Source organism: Pararhizobium gei (assembly GCF_029223885.1).
Lineage (GTDB): Bacteria > Pseudomonadota > Alphaproteobacteria > Rhizobiales > Rhizobiaceae > Pararhizobium > Pararhizobium gei.
The window spans coordinates 631,711-655,868 of sequence record NZ_CP119409.1 but is presented as its reverse complement, the minus strand read 5'-3'; the positions used below and the strand labels follow the sequence as shown (position 1 = coordinate 655,868).

Sequence of the window (24,158 nt, the reverse complement as noted above, 5' to 3'; positions counted from 1 at the left end):
TGAGGCGGCTTCGGATGTCGAGTGGTCAAACATGACACATACCGGATCGCATGGCGTTTGCCGTCTACGGTCTCTAAACATATAAGTCAAGTCGGCTTCGAAGTTACCGCGCATCAGCGCCTGAAAGACCAAAAACAAAATGGCCACGTTTTCTTCCATTGGTGACAGCAAGGAGCCCGGCTTCGGGATTTATGTGCATTGGCCTTTTTGTGCCGCCAAATGCCCCTATTGCGACTTTAACAGCCATGTCCGGCATCAGCCTATCGACCAGCCGCGCTTTGTGGCCGCATTCCTTACGGAAATGGCGGCGATGCGGCACATGTCGGGGCCGCGCACAGTGACCAGCATTTTCATGGGCGGCGGCACGCCATCGCTGATGAACCCGACGACGGTCGAAGCCATTCTCGATGGCATCGCCAATCTCTGGCACATGCCCGACGGCATCGAGATCACCATGGAAGCCAATCCCTCCAGCGTCGAGGCAACCCGGTTTCGCGGTTACCGCGCTGCCGGCGTCAACCGTGTCTCGCTGGGCGTTCAGGCACTCAACAACCGGGACCTAAAGTTTCTGGGACGACTGCACAATGTCGAAGATGCCCTGACGGCGATCGGGCTTGCCCGTGACATCTTTCCGCGCATGTCTTTCGATCTCATCTACGCTCGCCCGAACCAGACCGTCGAGGATTGGGAGCGAGAATTGAAACAGGCCGTTTCCTATGCCGTCGATCACCTGTCGCTCTACCAGCTCACGATCGAGGAAGGCACGCCCTTTTACGGCCTGCATAAGGCGGGCAAGCTGATCGTTCCGGACGGCGAGCATTCCGCCGTTCTCTACGAGGCGACGCAGGAGATTACCGAAGGTTTTGGCATGCCGGCCTATGAGGTGTCCAACCATGCGGCCCCCGGCGCCGAGAGCCGCCACAATCTCACCTATTGGCGCTACGGCGATTATGCCGGCATCGGCCCTGGTGCGCATGGACGGCTGACCCTCGGCCGCGACAAGATCGCCACGGCGACCGAGCGCAAGCCGGAAGACTGGCTGCAACTGGTCGAGGACCACGGCCATGGCATGGTCGATCAGGAAGTGCTCGGCTATGACGAACAGGCCGACGAACTGCTGCTGATGGGTCTGCGGCTCAGGGAAGGCATCGACCTCGTGCGCTGGCAAAGCCTGTCGGGACGCGAGCCCGACCCCGACAAGGAACAGTTTCTCATCGAGCACGGCTTCATCGAGCGGCTTGGCAATTCGCGTCTGCGCTGCACGCCGGCCGGTATGCTGATCCTCGACGCCGTCGTGGCCGACCTCGCCTGCTGATCTCTTCGAACGGTGCCAGTAGTTTTCGGGCGACCCGGATTTACCGTCTGCCTGCCTGTGTCAGGCCCATTCGCCCTTGCGCATGACGGGCACCTTGCTGCCATCTTCGCGCAGGCCATCGATATCGACCTTGTCCGACCCGATCATCCAGTCGATATGGATCAGGCTCGAATTTCCGCCCTGTGCCGCGATCTGTTCCTGGCTCAGCGAAGCACCATCGAGAAAGCATTTCGAATAGCATTGGCCGAGCGCGATGTGGCAGGAAGCGTTTTCATCGAACAGCGTGTTGTAGAACAATATTCCGCTGGCTGAAATCGGCGAGGAATGCGGCACCAGCGCCACTTCTCCAAGACGGCGAGCCCCCTCGTCCGTGTCCAGCACTTTGTTGAGCACTTCCTCTCCCTTTCCAGCCTTTGCCTCGACAATCCGGCCGCCTTCGAAGCGAACCCGGATATTGTCGATCAGCGTGCCCTGGTGCGACAGCGGCTTGGTGCTCGACACATAGCCTTCGGCCCGCAGGGCATGCGGCGTCGTGAAAACCTCCTCGGTCGGGATATTGGGGTTGCAGGTGATGCCGTTTTTCGCCGTCGAGGCTCCGCCGTGCCATTCATGCCGGTCTGCAAGCCCGATCGTCAGATCCGTGCCCGGCCCTGTGTAATGCAGCGCCGAGAACCGTTCGCCATTCAGCCATGAGGAACGCTTTGCCAGATTGGCATTGTGCTCCGTCCAGGCCGCGATCGGATCGGCGACATCGACACGGGACGCTGCAAAGATCGCATTGGCGAGCTTTTCGATGGCGACCTGCTCCGGATCATCCGGAAAAACCTCTCGCGCCCAGGCAGGGTTCGGATAGGAAACGATGTTCCAGTTAATGTCAAAGTTGGAAATCTTTTCCAGAGCCGGTTTATAGGCAATTGAGGTTGCCTTGTTGGCACGGGCGACCTTCGCCGGATCCTGCGCCGCCAGCATCATGGGATTGTCCCCGGAGATCGCAAGGCGCGCGGCGTTGCCCGCAAAAGCCTTGGCCATACCTTCATACAGCCAGTCGGTGGCCCGGTCGAAGCTCTCGTCGGGCGCATACTGGTAGCGGGCCAGCGTCGTTTCCTCGTCCGAATACAAGGTCGTGACCAAACCGGCGCCGACGGCATAGGCATGCTTGGTGATCAGCCGAACCAGCGGCAGGGCGGCGATCGGCGCGGTCATCACCAGATCCTGGCCACGTTCCAGCCGCAGGCCGATGTTGACGGCCACTTCGGCGAGTTTTTCAAGCTTGACGGGATCGATGGCGTGCTGAGCGGCGGAAACGGAGGGCATTCTTTATCCTGCTGACTTGTGAGCGCGAAGCATCTGTTTAACCTGCTTTGAGGTAAAACAGAAGCCAGCGCCATGCCGTGACGATACAGGAGTGCCTCATGCGACGAGTGACACCGCTACGGCATTCAGGGCTTTGCATGCATCAGCAGGCGCCAGACGAACCTGCAGGCCGCGCTGGCCACCGTTGATATAGACAAAGGGCTCGGTCAGCGCTGTTTCCTCCAAGGCGGTCGGCACTCGCTTCTTTTGCCCGAAAGGACTGATGCCGCCGACATGATAGCCCGTCAGGCGCTCGGCATCCGCCGGCTTCATCATGGCTGCCGATTTGCCCCCGAAGGCCGCGGCCAGCCTCTTCATGCTGACTTCCCGATCCGACGGGACCACCACGCAGACCGGCTTCCCATCGACTTCCGCCATCAGCGTTTTCAACACCCGATGCGGCGCCTCCCCAAGCGCCTCCGCAGCCGCCATGCCGATGCGATCGACGGAGGGATCGTAGTCATAGGTGTGGACGGTGAAATCAGCTCCGGCCTTGATCAGCGCCAAAGTGGCACGGGTGCTTTTCGACATCGCGCTACTTCCCGAAAAGGCCTTCGTAGACCTCCGGCTTGAAACCGGCGGTCAGGTCTCCGCCCCTGTCCAATATCGGCCGCTTGATCAGGGAGGGCTGCGCCAGCATCAGAGCGATGGCCTTTTCCTCGTCCAGGCCGAGCTTGTCCGCATCCGGCAACGTGCGGAACGTCGTGCCGGCTCGATTGAGCACCGTTTCCCAGCCCAGCGCCGCACACCAGTTCTCAAGGACATCATGCGCGACACCGGAAACCTTATAGTCGTGAAAATGACAGGCGACGCGGTGGGTTTCGAGCCATGCGCGCGCCTTTTTCATCGTGTCACAATTCCTGATCCCGTAGATCGTCACACCAGTCATCCTGTCATCCCTTCGCGCCGCACGCGGAACATTCTTTTGAAAACGAACTCGAATATTCGCCCGTCGGGACGACTGACAACCGCCTTTCAGACTTCGAGAGTCCCCGGCTTGCGCGCACCCGCCGTCTTTGTACTGCCTGCGATTTTCATCAGGCTATCGCTTCGGCGCGCAAAGCGCGCCGAACTGCGCGTCACGATCAATCCGCTCTGGGGCGCACGGAGCTCGACTGTACCGGCCTCCATTCCGGGTGCGGTTAGGATCGTTGCCAGAAGGTCACCGGCTTCGACAGTATCGCCGATGTCACGGTGAAACAGCACGGTGCCGGAAACCGGCGTGCGGATCATTTCGACATTGTCGAGCGGCACGGCCGGACCGGCAAACGGACCGCGTTGTCCTGCATCACTGCGAACAACCCCACGAACGCCAAGAAATTCAAACAGACCATCGGCATCCCTTTGAGCCATGGCCGGATAGACATCACGCGTGCCACGAAGCTCCAGCGTAGCGGACAGGCGCCCAGGGAGCCGGGCCGCTTTTTCCTCGCCCGCGTATTTCCAGGCATGGCCGACAGCTTCCTCGAACGCCGAACTTTCGCCATCCGCAAGGAAGACGGTTTCCAAGCCGAGTGCCGCGGCAAGATCGGCAGCTTCGGGCCAGAATGCCTCGTCGATATAGGCATATTGCAGCGATTCATCGTCGCAGTGCAGGTCAAGCACCAGATCGGCCCCGAGCGCCGTGTGCAGCAAATGCCGCTTCAGCCGATCGATGGCGGTCAATGCCTCCAGACCATCGAGCAGCGTCTGGCGCTCACCAAGCCCGACCAAAGGAAAATCGCGGTTGAAATTCGTCCGCGACCCCAGGTCGAACCGGCCCTGCATTCCGCCAAAATGTGCCTGTGCCGCACCGATGGGATTGGCCTGCGGAACAACTGTAATATCCCCCAAGATGTCCCCGGCCGCTTCCGCCCGCCGCAAACGCTCGCATAGAAAATGCAGGAGCGCCGTGCCCGGCAGTTCATTGGCATGGAGAGCGGCCTGAATATAGACCGACGGCGCGGCTTCATCCTTGCCATCGAACTGCAGGACCGGCACCCTCCAATCGATACCCTGCGTATCTCCCGCAATGACGATTTCGGAAATCTGCACGGCCTGCTCTTTCAATCCATGGATGACCCTGCCCCGCTTCTTGCGCGTTCCCAGGCAAAGTTCAAGCGCGGTCGTTTAACCGATGAGAGGCCAGCGTCCAAGATATTCATATTCGCTTTCGCCGATAAAGCTGCGAATAAGGACGAATTCGCGGACCACCCAGCATAACGGTTCGGCCAACATATGCTCGGCCAACGCGCCGTCGCTGTAGAACAGCGTCATATGCGGCATGAAATTCCTGTTGAAAGTAAAGGTCAGGCCTGCCGCCCACATTTCCTTGGCCAGTTGCACATGCAGGTCCATCATCTCCTCTGAGCGGATGGGGTTGCAAAGGACCACGGCTCTCGATCCGGTGAAATGCACCACCCGATCGAAATTCACCTCGAACGGTGCCGCCTTGACGGCGGCCATGGCAGCCGACACTGCAAACACTGCATCCTCGGGAAATGCGACATATTTCCCGATGGCGTTCAAGGAAACGTGCATGACATCGGGCGGGCGAATATGCCTGGAGAGGCCATGACGTTCCGAAACGTCGCGCGCAATATCGACGGCGCGCAATGCCACATCGCGGTCCGGTACGATGCCCAGAAAAAGATTATTCTTACGGACATCATCAAATCGCTTTACGCGTTGCCCCGCTGCGCCCTGAAATTGAAAATCGCCCTGCTCCCGGCGCAGGTTTCCCGTCCCGTTCTGTCCCGACATAGCCTGTCCCACTCTTTTTCGAATGGAAAAATTCTATCGCGGAATCACGCCGGAAATCAAGAACAAAAAGTGAACAAATAAGAATTTATTCCCACATCGCCAAATCTGCGAACTCATAGAGCGGCCGGATTTCAATTTCGCTCGGTCCCGGCATGGGATTGGGGCAGCGCTTCACCCAGGCGACAGCCTCGTCCATGTCCTTGACATCCCAGAGCCAGAATCCGGCGACAAGCTCCCGCGTTTCAGCGAAAGGCCCGTCGATCACGGTCCGGGCGGGGCCATCGAAGGCGACACGCTTGGCCGCCGAGGAGGGCTTGAGGCCGTCGGCGCTGACGAGGATACCGGCCGCCGCCAGTTCATCGTTGAACCGCCCCATCGCCTCCATCATTTCATTTGTTTCGGGCGTTGGGAAAAAGCCCTTCTCACTGTCTTCGGTGGCCTTCACAAGCACTATTACATGCATCGTCCGTCTCCCCTGTTGAAGCCGGCGCACCGACCTGGCATCCAAACGACGAACGGGACGCCCGAAAATCGACAGCATCCCGCATCAATATGGCACGGAATGGCAATGGCTGCATCAAAAGCGCGATCAACTGAGGCCAGCTCCGCGCTGCAACCCCGGATTACGTCACAAGGGCTTTTCCTCATTCCCACTCGATTGTTCCTGGCGGCTTGCTCGTCACGTCATAGACGACGCGGTTGATGCCGCGGACTTCGTTGATGATACGGGTGGCGGCACGGCCGAGGAATTCCATATCATAGTGATAGAAATCCGCCGTCATACCGTCGATCGAGGTGACGGCGCGCAAGGCACAGACGAATTCATAGGTGCGGCCATCCCCCATGACGCCGACTGTCTGGACCGGCAGAAGGACCGCGAAAGCCTGCCAGATGGCGTCGTAGAGGCCCGCCTTGCGGATCTCATCCAGGTAAACGGCGTCGGCTTCGCGCAGGATCTCGAGCTTTTCGCGGGTGATGCCGCCCGGGCAACGAATGGCAAGGCCCGGGCCGGGGAAGGGATGGCGGCCGATGAAGCTGTCGGGTAGCCCCAGTTCCTTGCCGAGGATGCGGACCTCGTCCTTGAACAACTCTCGCAAGGGTTCGACAAGCTGCATATTCATGCGCGCGGGCAGGCCGCCGACATTGTGGTGCGACTTGATGGTGACCGAAGGCCCGCCGGAGAAGGAAACGCTTTCGATGACATCCGGATAGAGCGTGCCCTGGGCGAGGAAGTCGGCACCGCCGAGCTTCGTGGCTTCCGCCTCGAACACATCAATGAACAGGCGACCGATGGTCTTGCGCTTGGTTTCCGGATCGCTCTCGCCTTCCAGCGCATTGATGAACATATCGGACGCATCGACATGCACGAGTTGCAGGTTGTAGTGCTCCCTGAACATGGCGACGACATCGGCCGCCTCGTTCTTGCGCATCAGGCCATGATCGACGAGAATGCAGGTCAGCTGATCGCCGACCGCTTCGTGAATGAGGAGGGCGGCAACGGATGAATCCACCCCGCCCGAAAGGCCGCAGATGACGCGTTTGTCGCCAACCTGGGCACGGATATCGGCAATGGCCTTTTCGCGATAGGCCGCCATCGACCAGTCGCCTTCAAGCCCGGCGATCTTATGGACGAAATTGGCGAGCAGCTTGGCGCCATCCGGCGTATGAACGACCTCCGGATGAAACTGTACGGCGTAGAACTTCTTTGCCTCATTGGCGATAAGGGCGAAAGGCGCGTTGGGCGAGGTCGCGACGACCTCGAAACCTTCAGGGATCGCAGTGACGCGGTCGCCATGGCTCATCCAGACCTGATGGCGCGAACCGACCGTCCAGATGCCCTCGTAGAGCGCGCATTCCCGATCGATCTCGATGAAGGCACGACCGAATTCACGGTGATGACCGGCCTCGACCTTGCCGCCGAGTTGTTCGCACATGGTCTGCTGGCCATAGCAGATGCCGAGCACCGGCAGGCCGCTGTCGAACACCATCTGCGGCGCGCGCGGTGAGCCGATATCCAGTGTGGAAGCGGGGCTGCCCGAGAGAATGATCGCCTTAGGATTGAGGCGCCTGAACCCCTCGTCCGCTGACTGGAACGGCACGATCTCGCAATAGACGCCCGTCTCTCGCACGCGTCGCGCGATCAGTTGCGTGACCTGGCTGCCAAAATCAATGATCAGAACGGTATCGGGATGGACTGTCTCGGTCATGAAACGCTTCCGCTGGCTTGAGATCATCTGATGGGGAATGATGGCGAGCCTTTAAATAAAGGCGCGGCAGAGCGCAATCATTACATTGCACCCCGACAATTTTCGGCCTCAAACGGCAATTTCACCCGACATGACGGCCATTTCGAGCGCATCGATCGTGGTGGCCAGCTTTTCGTCGATCAGGTGCAGATAGTCCGTCCAATCGCCGATATGCGTCAGTTCCGCCCGGCCATCGGAAATACCGCGCAGGCCGATCAGCGGGATGCCAAACGACTGGCAGGCGCGCAACACGGCGAAGGTTTCCATTTCCACCATCTCGGCGGCAATGGTCCCATAGGCCGCACCGGACACGATGTTTGCCCCGGTCGACAGGCTCGCCTGTTTAACACCCGGTATGCGCAACGGCAGATCGACGGTGACGGGCAGATCGAGAAACGGTGTGGCGCCCTTCTCGAAGCCAAGCGGCGACGCGTCCATGTCGCGATAGGAAACGGAGGTCGCCTGATAGACTTCCGCCTGCTCGAGCCGGGCAGAACCGGCCGAGCCAAGCGACACGACGAGATCCGGCAGACGACCTTGACCCTGCAACGCAGAAAGGGTTCGCGTCAGCGTCACTGCGGCTTCAACAGGCCCGACGCCTGTCATGAGTGGTGAGATGCGCGCGCGCAGATGCACGCCATATTCCGCATCGACAGCCATGACAAAGAGCAGCGTCCTGCCTGCAACGGACTTTAGTTCAAAATTCAAGTTCAAAACTCATCCCTCAATGCCCTCGCGCCCGCGGATCACCATCATCGTGCCCGTCATGGAGGCGATCAGCTTGGCCGGCCCGTCCGCCGAAATCGCATAGCCCCGGCCATCGGAAACGATGATTGTCGTGCCGGGCTTCGTCACTTCGCCGCGAAACAGGAAACGCTCGCCACGACCGGGCGACATGAGGTTAACCTTGAATTCGATGGTCAGAATGGAGGCGTCGGGATCGATAACCGAATAGGCGGCATAGGTGCCCGCTGCATCAAGCGCCGCCGATATAATGCCGGCATGCAGAAAGCCATGCTGCTGCGTCAGCTTTGCATCGAAGGGAAGCTCGATTTCGACCGTGCCGGGCTCGACACGCGTCAGTTCCGCACCGATCGTCGCCATGGCAGCCTGCCTGCCGAAACTGTTGCGGACGCGTTCGCGAAATTCCACTTTTTGCCCTCAGTCGCCGACGTTGCCCTGGCCTTACCGAGCCGTACCCAGCCGGGCATCACGCGCCAACGACATTCGCATGACAGAATTATTCGGACAAGCCTCAATTCAAGAGAAGAATCGACGTGTTGAGCAGCGTCGCGAACCCCACCCAGGCGAGATAGGGCAGGAAAAGCAGAGCTGAAACGCGATCCTGTTTCCAGCTGGAGAGAACAAAGCCGACGATCGAGATCAGCAGAGCGACAATGACGATCAGCGCCACGGCTATCTCATGCATGCCGAAAAACAGCGGCGACCAGGCAAAGTTGAAGATCATCTGCGCCACCCACAGCCGCATAGACGCGGTGTGGCGACGATAAACAAAGGTGTGGGCGCCGACAAAGCCGATAATGACATAGAGGATCGACCAGACCGGCGCGAATATCCAGTTCGGCGGATTGAAGGACGGTTTCGCCAGCGACTGGTACCATTCGCCGGGAATATTGTTGATGCCGATGAGCAGACCGCAGCCGAGCACGGCGGCGACAAACAGAAGATAGATCAGGATGCGGTTCATGAGGAGCGACATAGGGTAATTTCCCAAAAACACCAGCCGGTCGATGCATTAATCCCGGGCCTGGCAAACGAGGCTTGATCTCCGGAAACGCAGTTCAAGCAGGCAGGTCAAGGATGTCCAAGTTTGACGATATGCTGGTCCCAGGCAACAGTGCTTTGCGTGGCGCCGAATTGGCCGGAATAGGACGAGGCGACAAAGCCATGCGCAGCCGGTGCGATGCCGGCGGCATCGGCGAGCCGCTCCTGCCGGACGACCTGTCCTGTCTTCGCATCGATGGTGACCGCCACAGCCCCCTTCGGCGATGTCAGCCCGATCAATCCGTCACGGCGATTGACAGCGATCGCGCCGACATAATTGGCAAGTGCGGAGGTCGTATTCTCAGGGAGATCAAGGAAACGGACATCCTCACCCCGTGAGAAGGAGCCTGCCAGCGGCGGAAGGTCGCTGCGCGCGCCCTCGTACTGGCAGGCGAACCAGATCTTTCCGCTGGCGTCGATATCGACATGGCGCGTCGAAAGCCGGCGCATCGGCTCCGGCATGGCATGGCGCTCGATCAGCGCCCCCGTCGCCGTGTCGACCAGAGCCAGAGACGGCTCCATATGATCGAGATTGAGCTTGGTCCGGCCGAAATCCGGGTGGGTTTCGATGCCGCCATTGGCGATCGCCAGCATCCTGCCATCGAGCCCCAGCGTCATGTCATGTGGGCCGACGCCATAGGAGGGGAATTCGCCGATGCGGGCAAACCCGTTCGTGCCGTCATAGACACCGATCATGCCGCGTTTTTCGGCAAAATCGTTCTCCGTCGCGTAGAGCAGCCGCCCATCGGCGGAGAAGCAGCCGTGACCGTAGAAATGCCGACCCTCGACCGAGGTAATCACGACCGGCGGGGCGCCGCCGTCGGGCGCGAAAATCATCGCATAGGTGCCGGGGCGGCGGGCAAAGGCGACGGCACGGTTGCTGACCACGCAACAGGTCATCCCATGGGCACGGGCCGGCAGCGGCACACGCTCGATGATCTCGCCTTCCTCGCTCACGGTCGCCACGCCATAGGAGCCATCGGGGGCCATGAACGCCGAGGCATACACCGCATCGGTGCGCGACAGTGCAAATGCTGCCCGCGGCGCAAGGGCAGCAGCCCAGGCGGCGCCCGCCATCGTCAGAAAAGCGCGGCGGTCGGTGAGCATTTTACCGGGTGGGGTATTTCGATATGCCATGAGACCTCCGCAAGCGGATATTCAAAGCCAGCCCCTCCGCTTGAAATATAAAAGGGGAAGGAGGGCCGAAAGCGCCATCATGCACAGCGCCATCGGATAGCCGAACCGGAAATTCAGTTCCGGAATGACGTCGAAATTCATGCCGTAGATCGAGGCGACCAGCGTCGGCGGCAGGAAGACGACGGCTGCCACGGAGAAGATCTTGATGATCTGGTTCTGCTCGAGATTGATCAGCCCCAGGGTCGCATCGAGCAGGAAGTTGATCTTGTTCGAGAGGAACAGGGCGTGATCGCCGAGCGAGGCCGCGTCACGCTGGATGAGCTTGATGCGCTGGCGGCTTTCCTTGACCGCCTTGCGCGTACCGATGCCGTCGAGTGCGGTATGATAGGCCACAAGCCGGCCGACGCTCACCAGGCTTTCCCGGATGACGCTGAGGAAGTCTCCCTTCTGGCCGATCTGTTCGATGAGCGATTGAAGATCGCGGGTCTTCTTCGTAACGCTGGAATGATTCTTGCGAAACACGTCGCGGGATATGCCGTCGATCTCGTTGCCGATACGCTCCAGCGCATCGGCGGTCCGGTCGATCATCGCTTCCAGAAGCCCGAGCATGACGATGTCCCCACTGTCGCAGGAGATCCCGTTCAGGCGCTGCATGCGTGCGGCATAATGGTGAAAGGGCTTCGGATCCGAATGGCGAACCGTGACCAGCGTTGTCCCCTTGAGAATGAAGGTGACCGGAACCTTGACCGGATTGTCTCCATCAAGGTCAGTTGCTGCAGTCATGGTCATGAACTCCGCTCCATCCTCCTGATACAGGCGGTCGGACAGTTCGATTTCCTGCATCTCGTCGCGTGTCGGAATCTCGATGCCGAGGCGTTGCTCGACCAGGCGGGTCTCGTCCTGTGCGGGGTTGAACAGGTCGAACCAGACGATGGACGTGCTTTCGAGAGACGAGGCGTCGGGCTCGAGCAGGGCGAGATGGTTGTTCCGGCTTTCATAGGTGCGCAGCATATCGGGTTCCAATCTGGCAATCTGCCGATCGCCAGTTCCACCCTTGATCTTTCAGGGCGTGACAATCGGCAAAATCGAAGCGCTACTTCGACTGTCGGGGTTCATGATCCATCGATCCTTGTCTGGCCGTGTCCACGCATAAAACACGATCGACGCTTTGCGCTTCCGGCTCATTTTTGTCAATCGATGCCACTGTCAATTCCGGCCGGCGAAATCCAGGGCTCAGTCGCCATCGGCGAAGGAGAAGCCTGCGCCGAGACCGATCGCACCGCCGAAATCGAGGTTGAGACGCTGCAGCACATCGTTGGTGTTCTGAAGAATTCGGTTCAGGCGGCCACGCTGTTCGTCATCGGCAATGGCTTCGCCGATCGGCAGCACGATCTCGTCGGCATCGTCTATGATTGCCTGCAGCACGGTGTTGATCGGCCGCGCCATGGAACGCTTGTTGACTGGCAGCAGCGCCTGCATATCCGCCGTGTTGAACAATGTCTGCAGAGCTGTGAAATTCGCCGAAATCGCCGGCATGGTGTTGCCGGATCGCCAGTAGACCGCGAGCCTGGGATGGCCCTTGTCCGGCGTCCCCTTGACGATGCCGGCATAGAAGGGCCGCAGACGCTGATCGCGGATGCTTTCGACGCCGTGGACCAGAATCCCGAGGAGTTCGGTCGCCGCCTCCCTGCCGTCACGATAGAGCGGGTTGTCCGGACCCGGCTTTTTCCAGGCGGCCTGGACACCATCCGGCTTTTCCCAGTCTGCGCTGAGTTCACCGGCGATGGACTGAAGATTCACGGCGACCGCCATGCCGTAACGGCAGCGGAAGCCGGCCTTTTCCGTCAGCAGGGCATCCGCGCCGTCGCCATAGAGAATATACTCCAGTGCCCCCATCCCTTGCGCTGCGACACTCTTGCCTTTCAGCGTGGCAGCCGAGGCTGCCGTTTCGTCCTGGGTTGCGAGGATACGCTGGACCTGTTTCAGTCCGGTGCTCTTACGGTCGGGGAAAAACAGGAAGCGCTCGAAGCGATTGCCTTCGATGACCGGACCGATGCGAAGAATTTCGATACCCGACCATAGCTGCACAACCTCGTCGAAGGTCATCTGCACGTCGCCAAGCGTCTCTTCCGATGGTTTCCCGCACAATGTCTGGACCGCCCCGGACAAGGATGCCGTTCCCTCGGCTAGATCGCGATAACCCGGCCGGATGAAATCATCGACGGCCTTTTGCATAACCGATGGCACAGCCTGTACCTGCAGCCCCGACAGCATGGGCGCGGCCTCCGCCACCTCTTCGGCGCGGGCCTGTGGCGAAAACAGGAGAAGACCAAGGCTGAGGAGCAGCAAAAGTCGGTGGCGCATCATCAAAGGGACTCCAGAAATGTGATCAGAGCCTGTCTATCGGCTTTTTCCATTGCCGCAAACCGGTCCCTGGATCTGGTCGCCTCGCCGCCATGCCAGAGGATGGCCTCGGTGAGGCTGCGGGCACGTCCGTCATGCAGGAAGAAGGTATGGCCGCTGACCGTCTTCGTCAGCCCGATGCCCCAGAGCGGCGGTGTGCGCCATTCCCGTCCCGTCGCCTCTCCCACCTGCTGGCCATCGGCAAGGCCATCGCCCATGTCGTGCAGCAGAAAATCCGAATAGGGCCAGATCAGCTGGAAGGCATGCGCCTTGTTGGCGGCATCGCGCCGCGTCACAAATTTCGGCACATGGCAGGACATGCAGCCGCTTTCATAGAATAGCTTCTTGCCCGCCAGGGTTTCCTTGAAACTCGCCTTGCGACGCGCCGGCACGGCCAGGTTTTCGGAATAGAAGGTGATGAGATCAAGGACCGGATCGGGTGCTTCCGTATCTCCCAGACGCGGCTGCACGCCATCGGCCATGGCGAGACACTCCTTCTGGAACACGGTGCAGTCGCCGTGGTTGCGCTTCGCGCCGGGCGAGGAAATCCCGATATCGCCGGCGAGCGCTTCGGCGGCTTGGCTGCGCACGGAAGCGCTTTGCGCCTTCCACCCGAACCGGCCGAGCGACAGGACGCCGGTCGAGGGATCTCGCACCACTGCCGGCTTGCCGCTGATCCCATCGCCATCTGCGTCCTGCGGATCGGCATGGCCCAGAATATCCGCAGGGTGGATGGCCTCCACCAGCCCGAGACCGCTCATCGGCTGGGTGACGCGTGGCGACAGCGTGGTGGTTGTGTCAAGAGCCCCGTAACCGGGCCCGTCGATGCTATAGTCCGGCTTTCTCAGAAAAACCGTTTCGCCGCCTTGGAGCGCGACCGGGATTTGCGCGTAACGGATTGCCATGTTGCCTTCGGCGGCAAGACCCGGAACCGCTCGGTCCTGCAATTGCGCGCCATAGACCGGATCGGGGAAATTCAGCACCTTGCGCGCCGCTAAGGCTGCCCGTTCCTCATCGGTCTTCGGGGCGCGGGCGAGCCGAAGAAACATCGAGGTCGCATCTGCATTTCCCTCCGGCGGATGCCCGCGCCCATCCTTCAGATGGCAGGTCTGGCAAGCACGGGCGTTGAAGAGCGGTCCAAGCCCGTCGGACGCCTGCGTCGACGATGGCGATGATACCCAGAGTTTGCGGAACAGCGCATTGCCGAGCTTGAAGCTCTCCTCCTCGGCAAAACTGATGTTGGATGAGAATTGCGAAAGACTATCCGCGTTGACCGAGGCGATGGAGGTGCCAGCGCCGCCTGACATGGCCTCGAATTGTTCCGCCTTGGAAAAATCGATGGCGGGCGCGATGACGGCGCGGACGCGGGCGAGGTCCGAGGCTGAGAGGTCAGTGCGGGCTTGAGTCAGAGGGTCCGTCTCGTCGCTCTCGATTGCGGCGGGCTTCCCCCCCTCTGCCCTATCGGGCATCTCCCCCTCAAGGGGGGAGATCGATGGGGCAGCCTCTCGCGCATCATTGGCCAGGAGGACAGTGTTGTTTTTGCTATTTTCTGAGCCGGAAGCTTGCTCAAGCCAAATCTCCCCCCTTGAGGGGGAGATGTCACGAAATGACAGGGGGTGAGAAGCCTCAAACGCGACACTCTCTCCCAAACCGAACATGCCGCCGGCCGCGCAGCAGAGTGCGACAACGAGCGGCAGTGTCAGGCGCGGGAGGCCCCAAGCATTCATTCAAAAAAACCGGGCCGCCGGTATGTGGCAGCCCGCCTTTGCTTTCTCATTGGAAGACAGCGTTAGGATTATCCAGGCTGTCGGAACCTTCAAGCTCGATCGCACCGAGATCAAGGGCTGCAATGACGCGCTCCACCGTCTTGGCCTGAGCCACCAGGCCGTCGATCGCCGCCTGAACCACGGCGTTACCTTCGGTATTTCCCTCGCCGATCATCTGGTCATAGGCCTCGACCGTCTGGCCGCGCTTGGCCATGGCTTCCATAGCTGTCAGCGTCGCCGTCAGCTTTTCCTTCATTTCCTTGTCGAGCGCCGGATCCTTGGCGGCAACCAGTTCGGAAAGCGAAGGGCCTGTCAGCTTCGTGCCGTCTGCCGCGGTGTACTCGCCGGTGTAAGCGGACTGGATGCCGATCGCATCATGCAGGTGGGAATTATAGGTGTTGTCGGAGAAGCAGTCGTGCTCTTCTTCCGGATCATGCAGGAGAAGGCCGAGCTTCATGCGCTCGCCAGCCAGTTCTCCGTAGGACAGCGAGCCCATACCGGTGAGGATCGCTGCGACGCCAGCCTTGGCATCGCCTTCGACCGCCTTGGTGGCCGCACCGTCCGGCGTCCAGTTGGCAACCATTTCCTTGAGATCGGCAACCAGCAGGTCGCTGGCAGCCTTCAGATAGGCGGCGCGGCGATCGCAATTGCCATTGGTGCAGGCCTTGGTATCATAGTCCGTATAGGGCCGGTTGCCGGCACCCTTGCCCGTGCCGTTCAGATCCTGGCCCCAGAGCAGGAACTCGATGGCGTGATAGCCGGTGGCGACATTCGCCTCGATGCCGTCTGCCTCCTGCAGCGTGCCGGAGAGGAATTCCGGGGAGATGTTGGTCGCGTCGACGTCCTTGCCGTCGATCTTGATGGTTTTGTTGGCGATGACATTGCCGGTGAACAGGGCATTCTCGTCGCTCTCTGTGCCGTAACTCGGATCGACATAATCGATCAACCCCTCGTCCAGCGGCCAGGCATTGACCTTGCCCTCCCAATCATCGACGATCGCGTTGCCGAAACGATAGACTTCGGTTTCCTGGTAGGGATTGCGGGCCACAAGCCATGCATCGCGCGCCGCCTTCAGGGTCGCATCACTTGGCGTGGCGATCAGCGCGTCGACAGCCTTGTCGAGCGCTTCGGCGGTCGAGAGCGCATCGGCATATTTGGCATGGGCGACGGCAGCATAGTGCTTGACGACCGCTGCCGCGTCCGTCGCGGCGTAGGCCGGCTGGAGCGCAAAAAGCGACGTTGCAGCAAAAAGCCCCAGCGCAGCACTGCGTAGGAATAAACTCGTCATAACCTCTCCTGATCGTTTCCGGTCTTATCCGGTGTTCCCTCGCCGCCCTCAGCCGGTCGCGCAAGCCGCGCGGTCCGGGATGTGGACGTGGTTGTCCAGCAGAGTTTTCATGGCCCAAAATCAAACTTGTGTCAAAGCGTATAGTTTAGAACGCTTCCATCCGCGGCGGCTGCGGATCAGGACTTGCGACCCATCAGGCAGAAGAAGAAACCATCGGTATCCGTCGAAGTCGGAGTCAGCGTCACGGTCTTCATGTCGGCAGACCAGGGTTGCGGTTTGTCCGCTCCAAACAGGTTTGCCCACGCATCCGCAGCGGAGAGAATTTCGAATTCCGGGTTTTCCTCGCAGAAACGATAGACTTGCCTTTCGTTCTCCTCAGGCAGGATCGAGCAGGTCACATAGATCAAACGGCCGCCCGGCCGCACGAAGGGCGCAGCGCCTGCCAGAGCTTCCTGTTGCTGGGCAAGCCGCTCCTCGAGGTTCTTCTGGGTCAGCCGCCACTTCGTATCCGGACGGCGCCGCCAGGTGCCTGTGCCGGTGCACGGCGCATCGACGAGAACCCGGTCGAATTTGCCGGTAAGTGGCGCAAGCCCGCCGAGGCGGTCATGAACCTGAACATTGCGGGTGCCGGCCCGTTTCAGTCGCTCGATGATCGGCGCAAGACGCTTGCGGTCGGTGTCGTAGGCATGCACCTGACCCTTGTTGTTCATCGCGGCGGCCATGGCGAGCGTCTTGCCACCGCCGCCGGCGCAAAAGTCGAGAACTTGATCGCTTTCCAGCGGCATGACCAGATCCGCGACGATCTGCGATCCCTCGTCCTGAACCTCGAACCAGCCTTTTTGAAAAGACAGTTCGGCGGTGACGTTGGGCAACCGCGACGGCCCCTCGCCCGCTTTGACGCGAACACCATTGCGGGCAATTGCAGTCGGCTCCACCACGCTCCGATCAAGGGCTTTGAGCACTTTTTCGCGGGACGCCTTCAGCGTGTTGACACGAAGATCCAGCGCCGGACGGCCGGCCAATGCTTTCGCCTCGGCAAGCCAGTCGTCATCGAAATTATCTTCGAAGGACGGCTGCACCCATTCGGGGATATCGCCCTGCACATGCAGGGGCGCGCCGTCGAGATCCCGGCTGGCGAAAGCCGCCTTCATATCTCCGCCCAGCGGTTCCGGCGCAAATTTGTCGCCGTCCGTTTCGGCAGCAAGTTGCTCCGAAGACAGGCCCCATTGCCGAAACATCACGGCATGGCCGAGTGCCGTGGCATTGTCGCTGTCCATCAGCCAGGCATGCGACAATTTCATGCGCAATGCGTCGTAGACGATGTTGCCGATCGCAGCCCGATCGCCCGAGCCGGCAAAACGATGTGCCAGCCCCCAGTCCTTGAGCGCATCGGCAACGGGACGCTTGCGCGCCTCGATATCGGCGAGAACCTCTATGGCTCCAGCGAGCCTGCCACCCAATCGCATGTTTCAAACTCCATTTCCGCCGTGGTAGCGGTGATGGCGGCCAAGAGCAAGCCGGAAGCGGCCGCAGCAGCGCCTGCTGTTTGATGCGAGGGAGCGGATGGACCTAATACCAGCCCGATCCTGATTGATGAAAAATCAGGACGGAACTATTTCGTACCGGTCGCGTTAAAGCATCAGCCGACGATGCGGTAACAGACGTTGGCGGTGCCGGAACTGATCATGCCGATATGCGAAGCGGCCGCCTTTGAAAGATCCATGACGCGGCCACGGATGAACGGACCGCGATCGTTGATACGAACGACGACAGTCTTTCCATTCCGCTTATTGGTAACAGCGACCTTGGTGCCGAATTTCAGGTTACGATGAGCAGCGGTCAGATATTTGGCGTTCATACGCTCGCCTGATGCTGTCCGGGAAGACAGCGCGTACCAAGACGCCCCTCCGCACCCCTGACCCTTGGCAAAACTCGGTGTAGCCGATGTGAAATTTGCCCCCACGGCAAAGACGGCTGCCAATGCAGCAGACGCGAACTTGAGCTTTGTCAAACAGACGCCCCTTCTTCGTTTGAAATTTAGATATGTCTTACGGAGCTTGTTTGTCGGGGTGAAACATGGCGAAAAAGTGCCTCAACCTTTAACGCCGCGTTAGGTAAGGTTACCGATCTTTGAAAATTTAAATTCTTAAATTTTTGAAATTTCGCGTGACGCACCAGAAACGCTTTCGAATCAGCAGCCCCGACACACAAACCGCGCCTTGGTTTGGCCGCAAGACTTATTCGCAAAAATGATTCAATTTTTTGAATCGCACCATATTTGACTGGCTTATAACCAAATAAAATCTTGATTTCCCTCTTAGATTGTATGGAAGACAAAGTCGACCAGTGCCGTTTTCTGAAATTTCGACAGAACAAATGCCAAGCTGAACAACTATATTACGGGTTGTGACGGCATAATCGCTCGGCGATCTGTAAGTTCCTTTTCATTCCGCTCTTACTCGAAAGATCATCCGCGCCAGAGGCCGCTCGTCCATAACTCCGCTAGCGAAATCCGATAGTCGGGAAAGCGGAAGTCGAAGCCGATCCCCCGCAACTTCGCGTTCGAGACCCGCTTGTTTTCTCCGTAGAAGGAGCGTGCCATGGGCGACAGGTCCGCCGTCTCGAACGGGATCTCCGGCGGTGCCTCGATCCCCATGAGGCGGGCGGCCTCGGCAACGACATCCTGCGGGGGCGCGGGCTCATTGTCGGTGACGTTGAATATCCCGCCGGTTTTTCTCTCAACCAGAAGCAGGGCGGCAGATGCAATATCCTCCACCCGGATGCGGTTGAAGACCTGGTTCGCCTTTACCAGGCGACGGGCCGTTCCTGCCTCCAGATTGCGAAATGCATTCCGGCCGGGGCCATAGATGCCGGATAGCCTGAGGACAGCAACCGGAAGACCATGCTCTTCGCCGGAAGACAGCCAGGCCCTTTCGGCAGCCACACGCTCTGTTGACCGGGCCGAAACCGGATCGAGCAACGCCTCCTCCGTCACCCAGGCCCCGCCGTGGTCGCCATAGACGCCGACGGTGGAGAGATAAGCCGCCCATTGCAGATTGGGCATCAGATGTTCGAGAGGCGGCATGCCTGCCCGCATGATCGGGTCGCCATCCTTTCCCGGAGCGATCGATTGCACCAGATGCGTCGCCTTGCGCATGACGGCCGCCAGTTCAGGCGAGACCACAGCGCCGTCATAAAGGAGCCCATCCATCCCCATTGCCTGAAGCACACCAAGCTTGTCCTGCGAACGGGTCGTGCCCGTCACGGATCGCGCTTTTGGAAGAAAGGCCCTGCCGATGGCGGAGCCGGAAAATCCTGCCCCGAGAATGAGAACATGCATCACAATACTCCTGCCAGTCTCCATTCGGCGAGAACGCCGGCGTCGTTTTCCTCTTGCCGTTCTGCCGCGAACTCTTCGAACTCGCCACGCGGCATCAAGCACGACAGAGCCCAGACCGCCATGCCCCGCACCGTCTCGGATGGATCGCGACAAAGATCGGCGCATATGCCGATGAGCGCCGTCGAACCGGAATTGCCAGCAGCAATCAGGCAATTGCGCACGAAGCGGTTGCGGCCTATGCGCTTGACGGGCGATCCGGAAAAAAACGCCCGGAAGCTCGCATCATCCAGCCCGAGCAGAAAGGACAGCGGCGGAGCCTTCAGATCCTCGCGGGCCTTCAGCTTGATTTCCGACGCTGCTGCGGCAAACTTGTTCCAGGGACAGGCGGCAAGGCAATCGTCGCAGCCATAGATCCGGTTGCCGATCAACGGCCGCAGGACGGGATCGATCCGCCCTTTGTGCTCGATGGTGAGATAGGAAATGCAGCGCCGGGCATCAATGCGGTAGGGTGTTGGGAAAGCGTTCGTGGGACAGGCATCGAGACAGGCGCGGCACGAGCCGCAGTGATCCGTCTCCGCCACATCGATCGCAAGATCCGCGGTCGTGAACAGGCTGCCGAGAAAAAGCCAGGAGCCGAACTCCCGGCTGACCAGGTTGGTGTGCTTTCCCTGCCATCCGAGACCGGCCTGTTCGGCCAACGGCTTTTCCATGACGGGTGCTGTATCGACGAAGACCTTGACGTCCTCTCCCGCCCTTGCCGCAAAGCGGGTCGCGATTTCCTTCAGTTTTCCCTTGATAAGATCGTGATAATCACGGTTTTGCGCGTAGACGGAGATGGCGCCGCGATCCGGGCGTTCCAGAATGACGCGCGGATCGCTGTCCGGTCCGTAGTTCATGCCGAACAGGACGATGGAGCGCACATCGCTCCACAGCACACGCGGGTCAGCACGGCGGTCTGCCGTCTCCGCCATCCAATCCATTGTGCCGTGATGGTTGTCCGCCAGGAAGTCCGAAAGCCGTTGCGGTGCCTGCGGAATAGACGCCGGATGCGTCACGCGGCAGACATCGAAACCTTTGGCGCCCGCTTCCTCCTTGAGGAAAGCAGTCAAGCTTCCCCGCCGCCTCTCGTCCTTGGCCATCCGGAGCGCATCATCGTTCACAGCGGTCTCCTGTCGCTGAAGCGTCCCGTAAAGCCCACCCGCTGCCACCGGCATCGCGCCCTAAAAGTCGAGATCGGCGTAATGGGAAACGGGCGTGACGCCGCGCACCCGCTCCGCCAGAAGCGGCCGGAAGGAGGGGCGCGACTTCAGTCTCTGGTACCAGTCCTTGACCGCCGGAACCTCCGACCAGTCGATTTCGCCGAGATAGTCGAGCACCGACACCGCAGCGGCCGCGGCAAGATCGGCGTAGGACAGGCGGTCGCCGGCGAGGTAGGTGCGCGAGCCCGCGAGCCAACCGAGATATTTCAAATGCTGGCGGATATTGGCGCGCGACGTGCGCAAAACTTTCGAATCGGGCGCACCGCCGCCCTGGTCGGGGGTCATCTGGAGCTTGTAAATGCGCTCCCGCACCAGGGGCCGGGTCACATCGGCTTCCATTTTCAGAAGAAACCATTCCACCAGCCGGCGAATTTCGGCGCGCTGGAACGGATCTTCCGCCAGGAGCCGTCGATCGCGCTTGAGGACGCCGTTGGTCTCGTCGAGATATTCCGAGATCACGGTTGCGCCGCAGAGCGCCCGCATGCTGTCATCGACATAGACGGGAAGCGTTCCAGCCGGATTGAGCGCCAGAAAGTCCCGCCTCTTTTCCCAGGGCTGTTCTTCGGCAAGTTCCGTCTGATATCCGTACTCGGACAGGATGAGCCGGACAAATCGGGACGCGGTCGACATAGGATGATGATAGAGAGTTGGCATTCGTTATCGTCGGTTCCTTGGGGGATGGTTGTCACGGCGGTTTGGTCTGGCCAGGGCTCGTTTGAAAAAGCTATAGGAACTTGCTGCCGCAAACACAAGCGAATCAGCCAATTCGATGGTCCCCGACCTTAACCCCCAATGCTTCAGGGATACTTAACCCATGGCCGATCAATCGATCATCAGCGCGCTCATTCTTGGCCTCATCGAGGGGCTTACCGAATTCATTCCCGTATCCTCGACCGCGCATGTGCTGCTGGCCGGGCATTTTCTGGGTTTCAAGTCGCCCGGCAACACCTTTGCCGTCCTGATCCAGCTCGGCGCGATCCTCGCCATTCTGCTTGTCTATTTCCAACGGCTGCTTTCGATCGCGACTGCCCTCCCCTCCAGCGCCAAGGCTCGCCGGTTCGTGCTCTCCGTGCTGCTGGCCTTTCTTCCAGCAGCACTAATCGGCGTGGTCGCGCATGATTTTATCAAGACCGTTTTGTTCGAGACGCCCGTGTTGATCTGTGTTGTCCTGATCGTCGGCGGGATCGTGCTCTATGCGATCGACCGCCTGCCGCTGACGCCCCGATACCGTGATGTCATGGACTATCCGCCATCGCTGGCGCTGAAGATCGGGCTGTTCCAGTGCCTTGCCATGATCCCCGGCACGTCCCGCTCGGGCGCGACCATTGCCGGCGCGCTGCTGATGGGAACCGACAAACGCTCAGCGGCCGAGTTTTCCTTCTTTCTTGCCATGCCGACGATGCTCGGCGCTTTTACGCTCGATCTCTACAAGAACCGCAATGCCCTTGATTTCAACGATGTCGGCGTGATCGCGGTCGGGTTCATCGCCGCCTTCGTATCGGCGCTGCTGGTCGTGCGGTCACTTTTGAATTTCGTCTCCAACCGAGGCTTCGCGCCTTTTGCCATCTGGCGCATCGTCGTCGGCACCGCTGGGCTGATCGGCCTGTGGCTATTCGGTTGAGGCCATGAAAAAACCGCATGCAGTGTCCCGAAAGGAGACTGCATGCGGTCCCTGGCCCCCGCCATGAACACTGCCGCCGTGCGGCTTGAACTCTATTCGGTGATCCGGCCGATCGAGGCCGTCGTGCAGGGATCAACGCCATAGGCCGGCGCACAGCCGCGATTGCCGGCAACCGTCTTCGGTGCGGCAAATGAGCCAGCCAGAACGATAAGTGCCGCGCACGCAAAGAAAATTGCGATCGACTTGCCCATGAAACCCATGCCTCTTCAAATGATGTGACGGCGCCAGCCTGCTTTTGGAAGCCAAGCGGCGCGGCTGTTGTCTATGCGCTGCAACCGTCGCTATCAATATCTGGAGATGCTGAATCCTCGGTAAAGAACAATCGCCTTTTCAGGTGCGGCAGAACTGCAACGCTTTCTTTAGGGTCATAAAAAAGGCCGCCGTTGGACACCGGCAGCCTAGCTTTCTTATTGGTCGGATTTTGTAGGCCCGCTCGGGTTCAGGCCGCACTGCCGGAGCGGGTATACTGCCCCTTGGGGCGATAGCGCACCACATACGACGGCAGGATGGCCTCGACCGACGCAGGCTCGATGCCGAACGCTTCCAGGGTCCGGCCCTCTGCTTTCGCAACAGCGGAAACGACATTGTCGCTTTTGAGCAGAATAACCTGATCCGGCGTCAAAGGCGGCGCAATGAAGGGCACCAGAGACGCGACCGAGCCGATCATGGATGCGACACCAAAAGGCAACGGCACCAGCGCACGTTTCCGATCGATGGTCTTCAACAGGATTTCGAGGCAGTTCTTGAATGTCAGCACATCCGGGCCACCCAGTTCGTAGATCCTGCCTCTGGGAACCTTGCCATCCACGGATTTGGCAATCGCCTCGGCGACATCGGCGACATAGACAGGCTGAAAAGCCGTATTGCCGCCGCCGACCAGCGGCAAGGCCGGCGAAAAGCGGGCCATCTCGGCGAATTTGTTGAAGAAGCCATCCTCTGGCCCGAAGACGATCGAGGGACGCAAGATGATGGCGTCCGGCTTGATCTCCAGGATTGCGTTTTCCGCCCGACCCTTTGATTTGGCATAGACCGATTGGCCACTGGCGTCGGCGCCGATTGCGGAAACATGCGTCAATGTCGCACCGGCGCTACGGGCTGCTTCGGCAATGGCGCGTGCGCCGAAATCCTGCACCGAATCGAAGGTGTTCCGCCCGGCTTCGAAGAGGATACCGACGCAGTTGACGACGTGATCGGCGCCTTCAACAGCGGCATCCACCGACTGACGGTAGCGCAGGTTGGCCTGAACGAAGGAAATCTGCCCAACATTGCCAAGCGGCTGCAAGAAGCCGGCGAGATCCGGACGACGCACCGCGACGCGAATATTATAACCGCGCCTGGCCAGAGCCCGCACCACATGACGACCGACAAATCCTGACCCGCCGAAAACGGTGACGAGCTGGGGAAGATTGGACAAGGTCATGGCGGCGGCACTCCTGATCTACGGCATGGTCTCTGCGAACGTCATAGACCAATCATCTTGCAACGGAAAGGCATATCAGAGCGGCGGCCCAAAGCGTACGCCGTCTGGACGAGGCAAAGTCAGACGCCCTCGACCACGACTATCTCGGCGCTTGCCACCTCCTGACGGATTGCCGCGGCAAGCTGATATTCAGGCGAATTGTAACAGTCCACCGCCGCCTCAAGCGATGGAAACTCGATGACCACGTTGCGGTCCCGGGCCTCGCCCTCAAGACGCTTGAAAGCACCGCCGCGGGCCAGAAACCGCGCGCCATACCTTTCGAAGGCCGGCTTGGCGGCGGCGACATAGTCCTTGTACCGCTCGGCATCACGAACATCGACGCGCGCGATCCAGTATCCCTTGCTCATCATCCCGTCCCTTTGC

24 protein-coding genes are annotated in these 24,158 nt (G+C 60.0%); 2 read left to right on the top strand and 22 right to left on the bottom strand.

The features are described from left to right. Positions 1-139 precede the first annotated feature (139 nt). Positions 140-1,315 (top strand): radical SAM family heme chaperone HemW, encoded by a 1,176-nt coding sequence (gene hemW, locus PY308_RS03035; RefSeq protein ID WP_275787925.1) that lies wholly within the window; start codon positions 140-142, stop codon positions 1,313-1,315. 60 nt (positions 1,316-1,375) lie between these two features. Here hemW and PY308_RS03030 read toward each other — a convergent pair whose 3' ends face one another. The 20 genes from PY308_RS03030 to PY308_RS02935 form a co-directional block, all read right to left on the bottom strand. Then, positions 1,376-2,629 carry an aminopeptidase gene (locus tag PY308_RS03030; protein WP_275787922.1) on the bottom strand — a complete coding sequence of 418 codons (1,254 nt, stop codon included), beginning with the start codon at positions 2,627-2,629 and terminating at the stop codon, positions 1,376-1,378. Between the two features lie 96 nt (positions 2,630-2,725). Next, complete coding sequence (gene ybaK, locus PY308_RS03025; RefSeq protein ID WP_275787919.1) at positions 2,726-3,199, bottom strand: Cys-tRNA(Pro) deacylase; 474 nt, start codon at positions 3,197-3,199, stop codon at positions 2,726-2,728. 4 nt (positions 3,200-3,203) lie between these two features. After that, a complete protein-coding gene (locus tag PY308_RS03020) occupies positions 3,204-3,515 on the bottom strand; it encodes an ArsC/Spx/MgsR family protein (protein ID WP_434064193.1) in 312 nt (103 codons plus the stop codon). 128 nt (positions 3,516-3,643) lie between these two features. Next, on the bottom strand, positions 3,644-4,702 hold the full coding sequence (locus PY308_RS03015) for a succinylglutamate desuccinylase/aspartoacylase domain-containing protein (protein WP_275787917.1): 1,059 nt from the start codon (positions 4,700-4,702) through the stop codon (positions 3,644-3,646). Positions 4,703-4,777: 75 nt separating this feature from the next. After that, positions 4,778-5,410, bottom strand: coding sequence for a 2'-5' RNA ligase family protein (locus PY308_RS03010; RefSeq protein ID WP_275787915.1), 633 nt, complete (start codon positions 5,408-5,410; stop codon positions 4,778-4,780). 85 nt (positions 5,411-5,495) lie between these two features. Continuing rightward, a complete protein-coding gene (locus tag PY308_RS03005) occupies positions 5,496-5,873 on the bottom strand; it encodes a YciI family protein (protein WP_275787913.1) in 378 nt (125 codons plus the stop codon). 181 nt (positions 5,874-6,054) lie between these two features. Then, positions 6,055-7,617, bottom strand: a complete 1,563-nt coding sequence (gene guaA / locus PY308_RS03000; protein ID WP_275787911.1) for a glutamine-hydrolyzing GMP synthase — start codon at positions 7,615-7,617, stop codon at positions 6,055-6,057. A 108-nt stretch (positions 7,618-7,725) separates the two neighbouring features. Then, positions 7,726-8,364: a 5'-methylthioadenosine/S-adenosylhomocysteine nucleosidase gene (locus PY308_RS02995; protein ID WP_275787908.1), complete on the bottom strand. Its 639-nt coding sequence runs from the start codon at positions 8,362-8,364 to the stop codon at positions 7,726-7,728. Positions 8,365-8,373: 9 nt separating this feature from the next. Beyond that, complete coding sequence (locus PY308_RS02990; RefSeq protein WP_434064233.1) at positions 8,374-8,760, bottom strand: PaaI family thioesterase; 387 nt, start codon at positions 8,758-8,760, stop codon at positions 8,374-8,376. A gap of 151 nt (positions 8,761-8,911) precedes the next feature. Then, positions 8,912-9,364, bottom strand: a complete 453-nt coding sequence (locus PY308_RS02985; RefSeq protein WP_275790999.1) for a TspO/MBR family protein — start codon at positions 9,362-9,364, stop codon at positions 8,912-8,914. Between the two features lie 107 nt (positions 9,365-9,471). Next, a complete protein-coding gene (locus PY308_RS02980) occupies positions 9,472-10,578 on the bottom strand; it encodes a DUF1513 domain-containing protein (protein ID WP_275787905.1) in 1,107 nt (368 codons plus the stop codon). A gap of 21 nt (positions 10,579-10,599) precedes the next feature. Further along, positions 10,600-11,589, bottom strand: coding sequence for a magnesium transporter CorA family protein (locus tag PY308_RS02975; RefSeq protein ID WP_275787903.1), 990 nt, complete (start codon positions 11,587-11,589; stop codon positions 10,600-10,602). 222 nt (positions 11,590-11,811) lie between these two features. Continuing rightward, positions 11,812-12,942, bottom strand: coding sequence for an imelysin family protein (locus PY308_RS02970; protein ID WP_275790998.1), 1,131 nt, complete (start codon positions 12,940-12,942; stop codon positions 11,812-11,814). A 2-nt stretch (positions 12,943-12,944) separates the two neighbouring features. Next, positions 12,945-14,450, bottom strand: a complete 1,506-nt coding sequence (locus PY308_RS02965) for a di-heme oxidoreductase family protein (RefSeq protein ID WP_275787900.1) — start codon at positions 14,448-14,450, stop codon at positions 12,945-12,947. 304 nt (positions 14,451-14,754) lie between these two features. Further along, positions 14,755-16,035, bottom strand: coding sequence for an imelysin family protein (locus tag PY308_RS02960; RefSeq protein ID WP_275787897.1), 1,281 nt, complete (start codon positions 16,033-16,035; stop codon positions 14,755-14,757). A 176-nt stretch (positions 16,036-16,211) separates the two neighbouring features. Continuing rightward, entirely contained in the window at positions 16,212-17,501 is a 1,290-nt protein-coding gene (locus PY308_RS02955) for an RsmB/NOP family class I SAM-dependent RNA methyltransferase (RefSeq protein WP_275787894.1), read from the bottom strand. 173 nt (positions 17,502-17,674) lie between these two features. After that, positions 17,675-17,998 carry a septal ring lytic transglycosylase RlpA family protein gene (locus PY308_RS02950; RefSeq protein WP_275790997.1) on the bottom strand — a complete coding sequence of 108 codons (324 nt, stop codon included), beginning with the start codon at positions 17,996-17,998 and terminating at the stop codon, positions 17,675-17,677. Positions 17,999-18,502: 504 nt separating this feature from the next. After that, positions 18,503-19,375: an SDR family oxidoreductase gene (locus PY308_RS02945; protein WP_275787892.1), complete on the bottom strand. Its 873-nt coding sequence runs from the start codon at positions 19,373-19,375 to the stop codon at positions 18,503-18,505. Next, entirely contained in the window at positions 19,375-20,514 is a 1,140-nt protein-coding gene (gene queG / locus PY308_RS02940) for a tRNA epoxyqueuosine(34) reductase QueG (RefSeq protein ID WP_275790996.1), read from the bottom strand. Before queG ends, PY308_RS02945 begins: the two co-directional genes overlap by 1 nt. An 81-nt stretch (positions 20,515-20,595) precedes the next feature. Beyond that, complete coding sequence (locus PY308_RS02935) at positions 20,596-21,288, bottom strand: glutathione S-transferase family protein (protein WP_275787889.1); 693 nt, start codon at positions 21,286-21,288, stop codon at positions 20,596-20,598. Between the two features lie 160 nt (positions 21,289-21,448). Here PY308_RS02935 and PY308_RS02930 point away from each other — a divergent pair, with 160 nt between their 5' ends. Then, positions 21,449-22,255 (top strand): undecaprenyl-diphosphate phosphatase, encoded by an 807-nt coding sequence (locus PY308_RS02930; RefSeq protein WP_275787886.1) that lies wholly within the window; start codon positions 21,449-21,451, stop codon positions 22,253-22,255. Between the two features lie 499 nt (positions 22,256-22,754). Here PY308_RS02930 and PY308_RS02925 read toward each other — a convergent pair whose 3' ends face one another. Both PY308_RS02925 and PY308_RS02920 read right to left on the bottom strand, forming a co-directional pair. Further along, the gene (locus tag PY308_RS02925) at positions 22,755-23,735 is read right to left on the bottom strand and encodes a complex I NDUFA9 subunit family protein (RefSeq protein WP_275787883.1); all 981 of its coding nucleotides are present in this window, start codon (positions 23,733-23,735) and stop codon (positions 22,755-22,757) included. A 119-nt stretch (positions 23,736-23,854) separates the two neighbouring features. After that, positions 23,855-24,142, bottom strand: coding sequence for a DUF1330 domain-containing protein (locus tag PY308_RS02920; protein ID WP_275790995.1), 288 nt, complete (start codon positions 24,140-24,142; stop codon positions 23,855-23,857). Positions 24,143-24,158 lie beyond the last annotated feature (16 nt).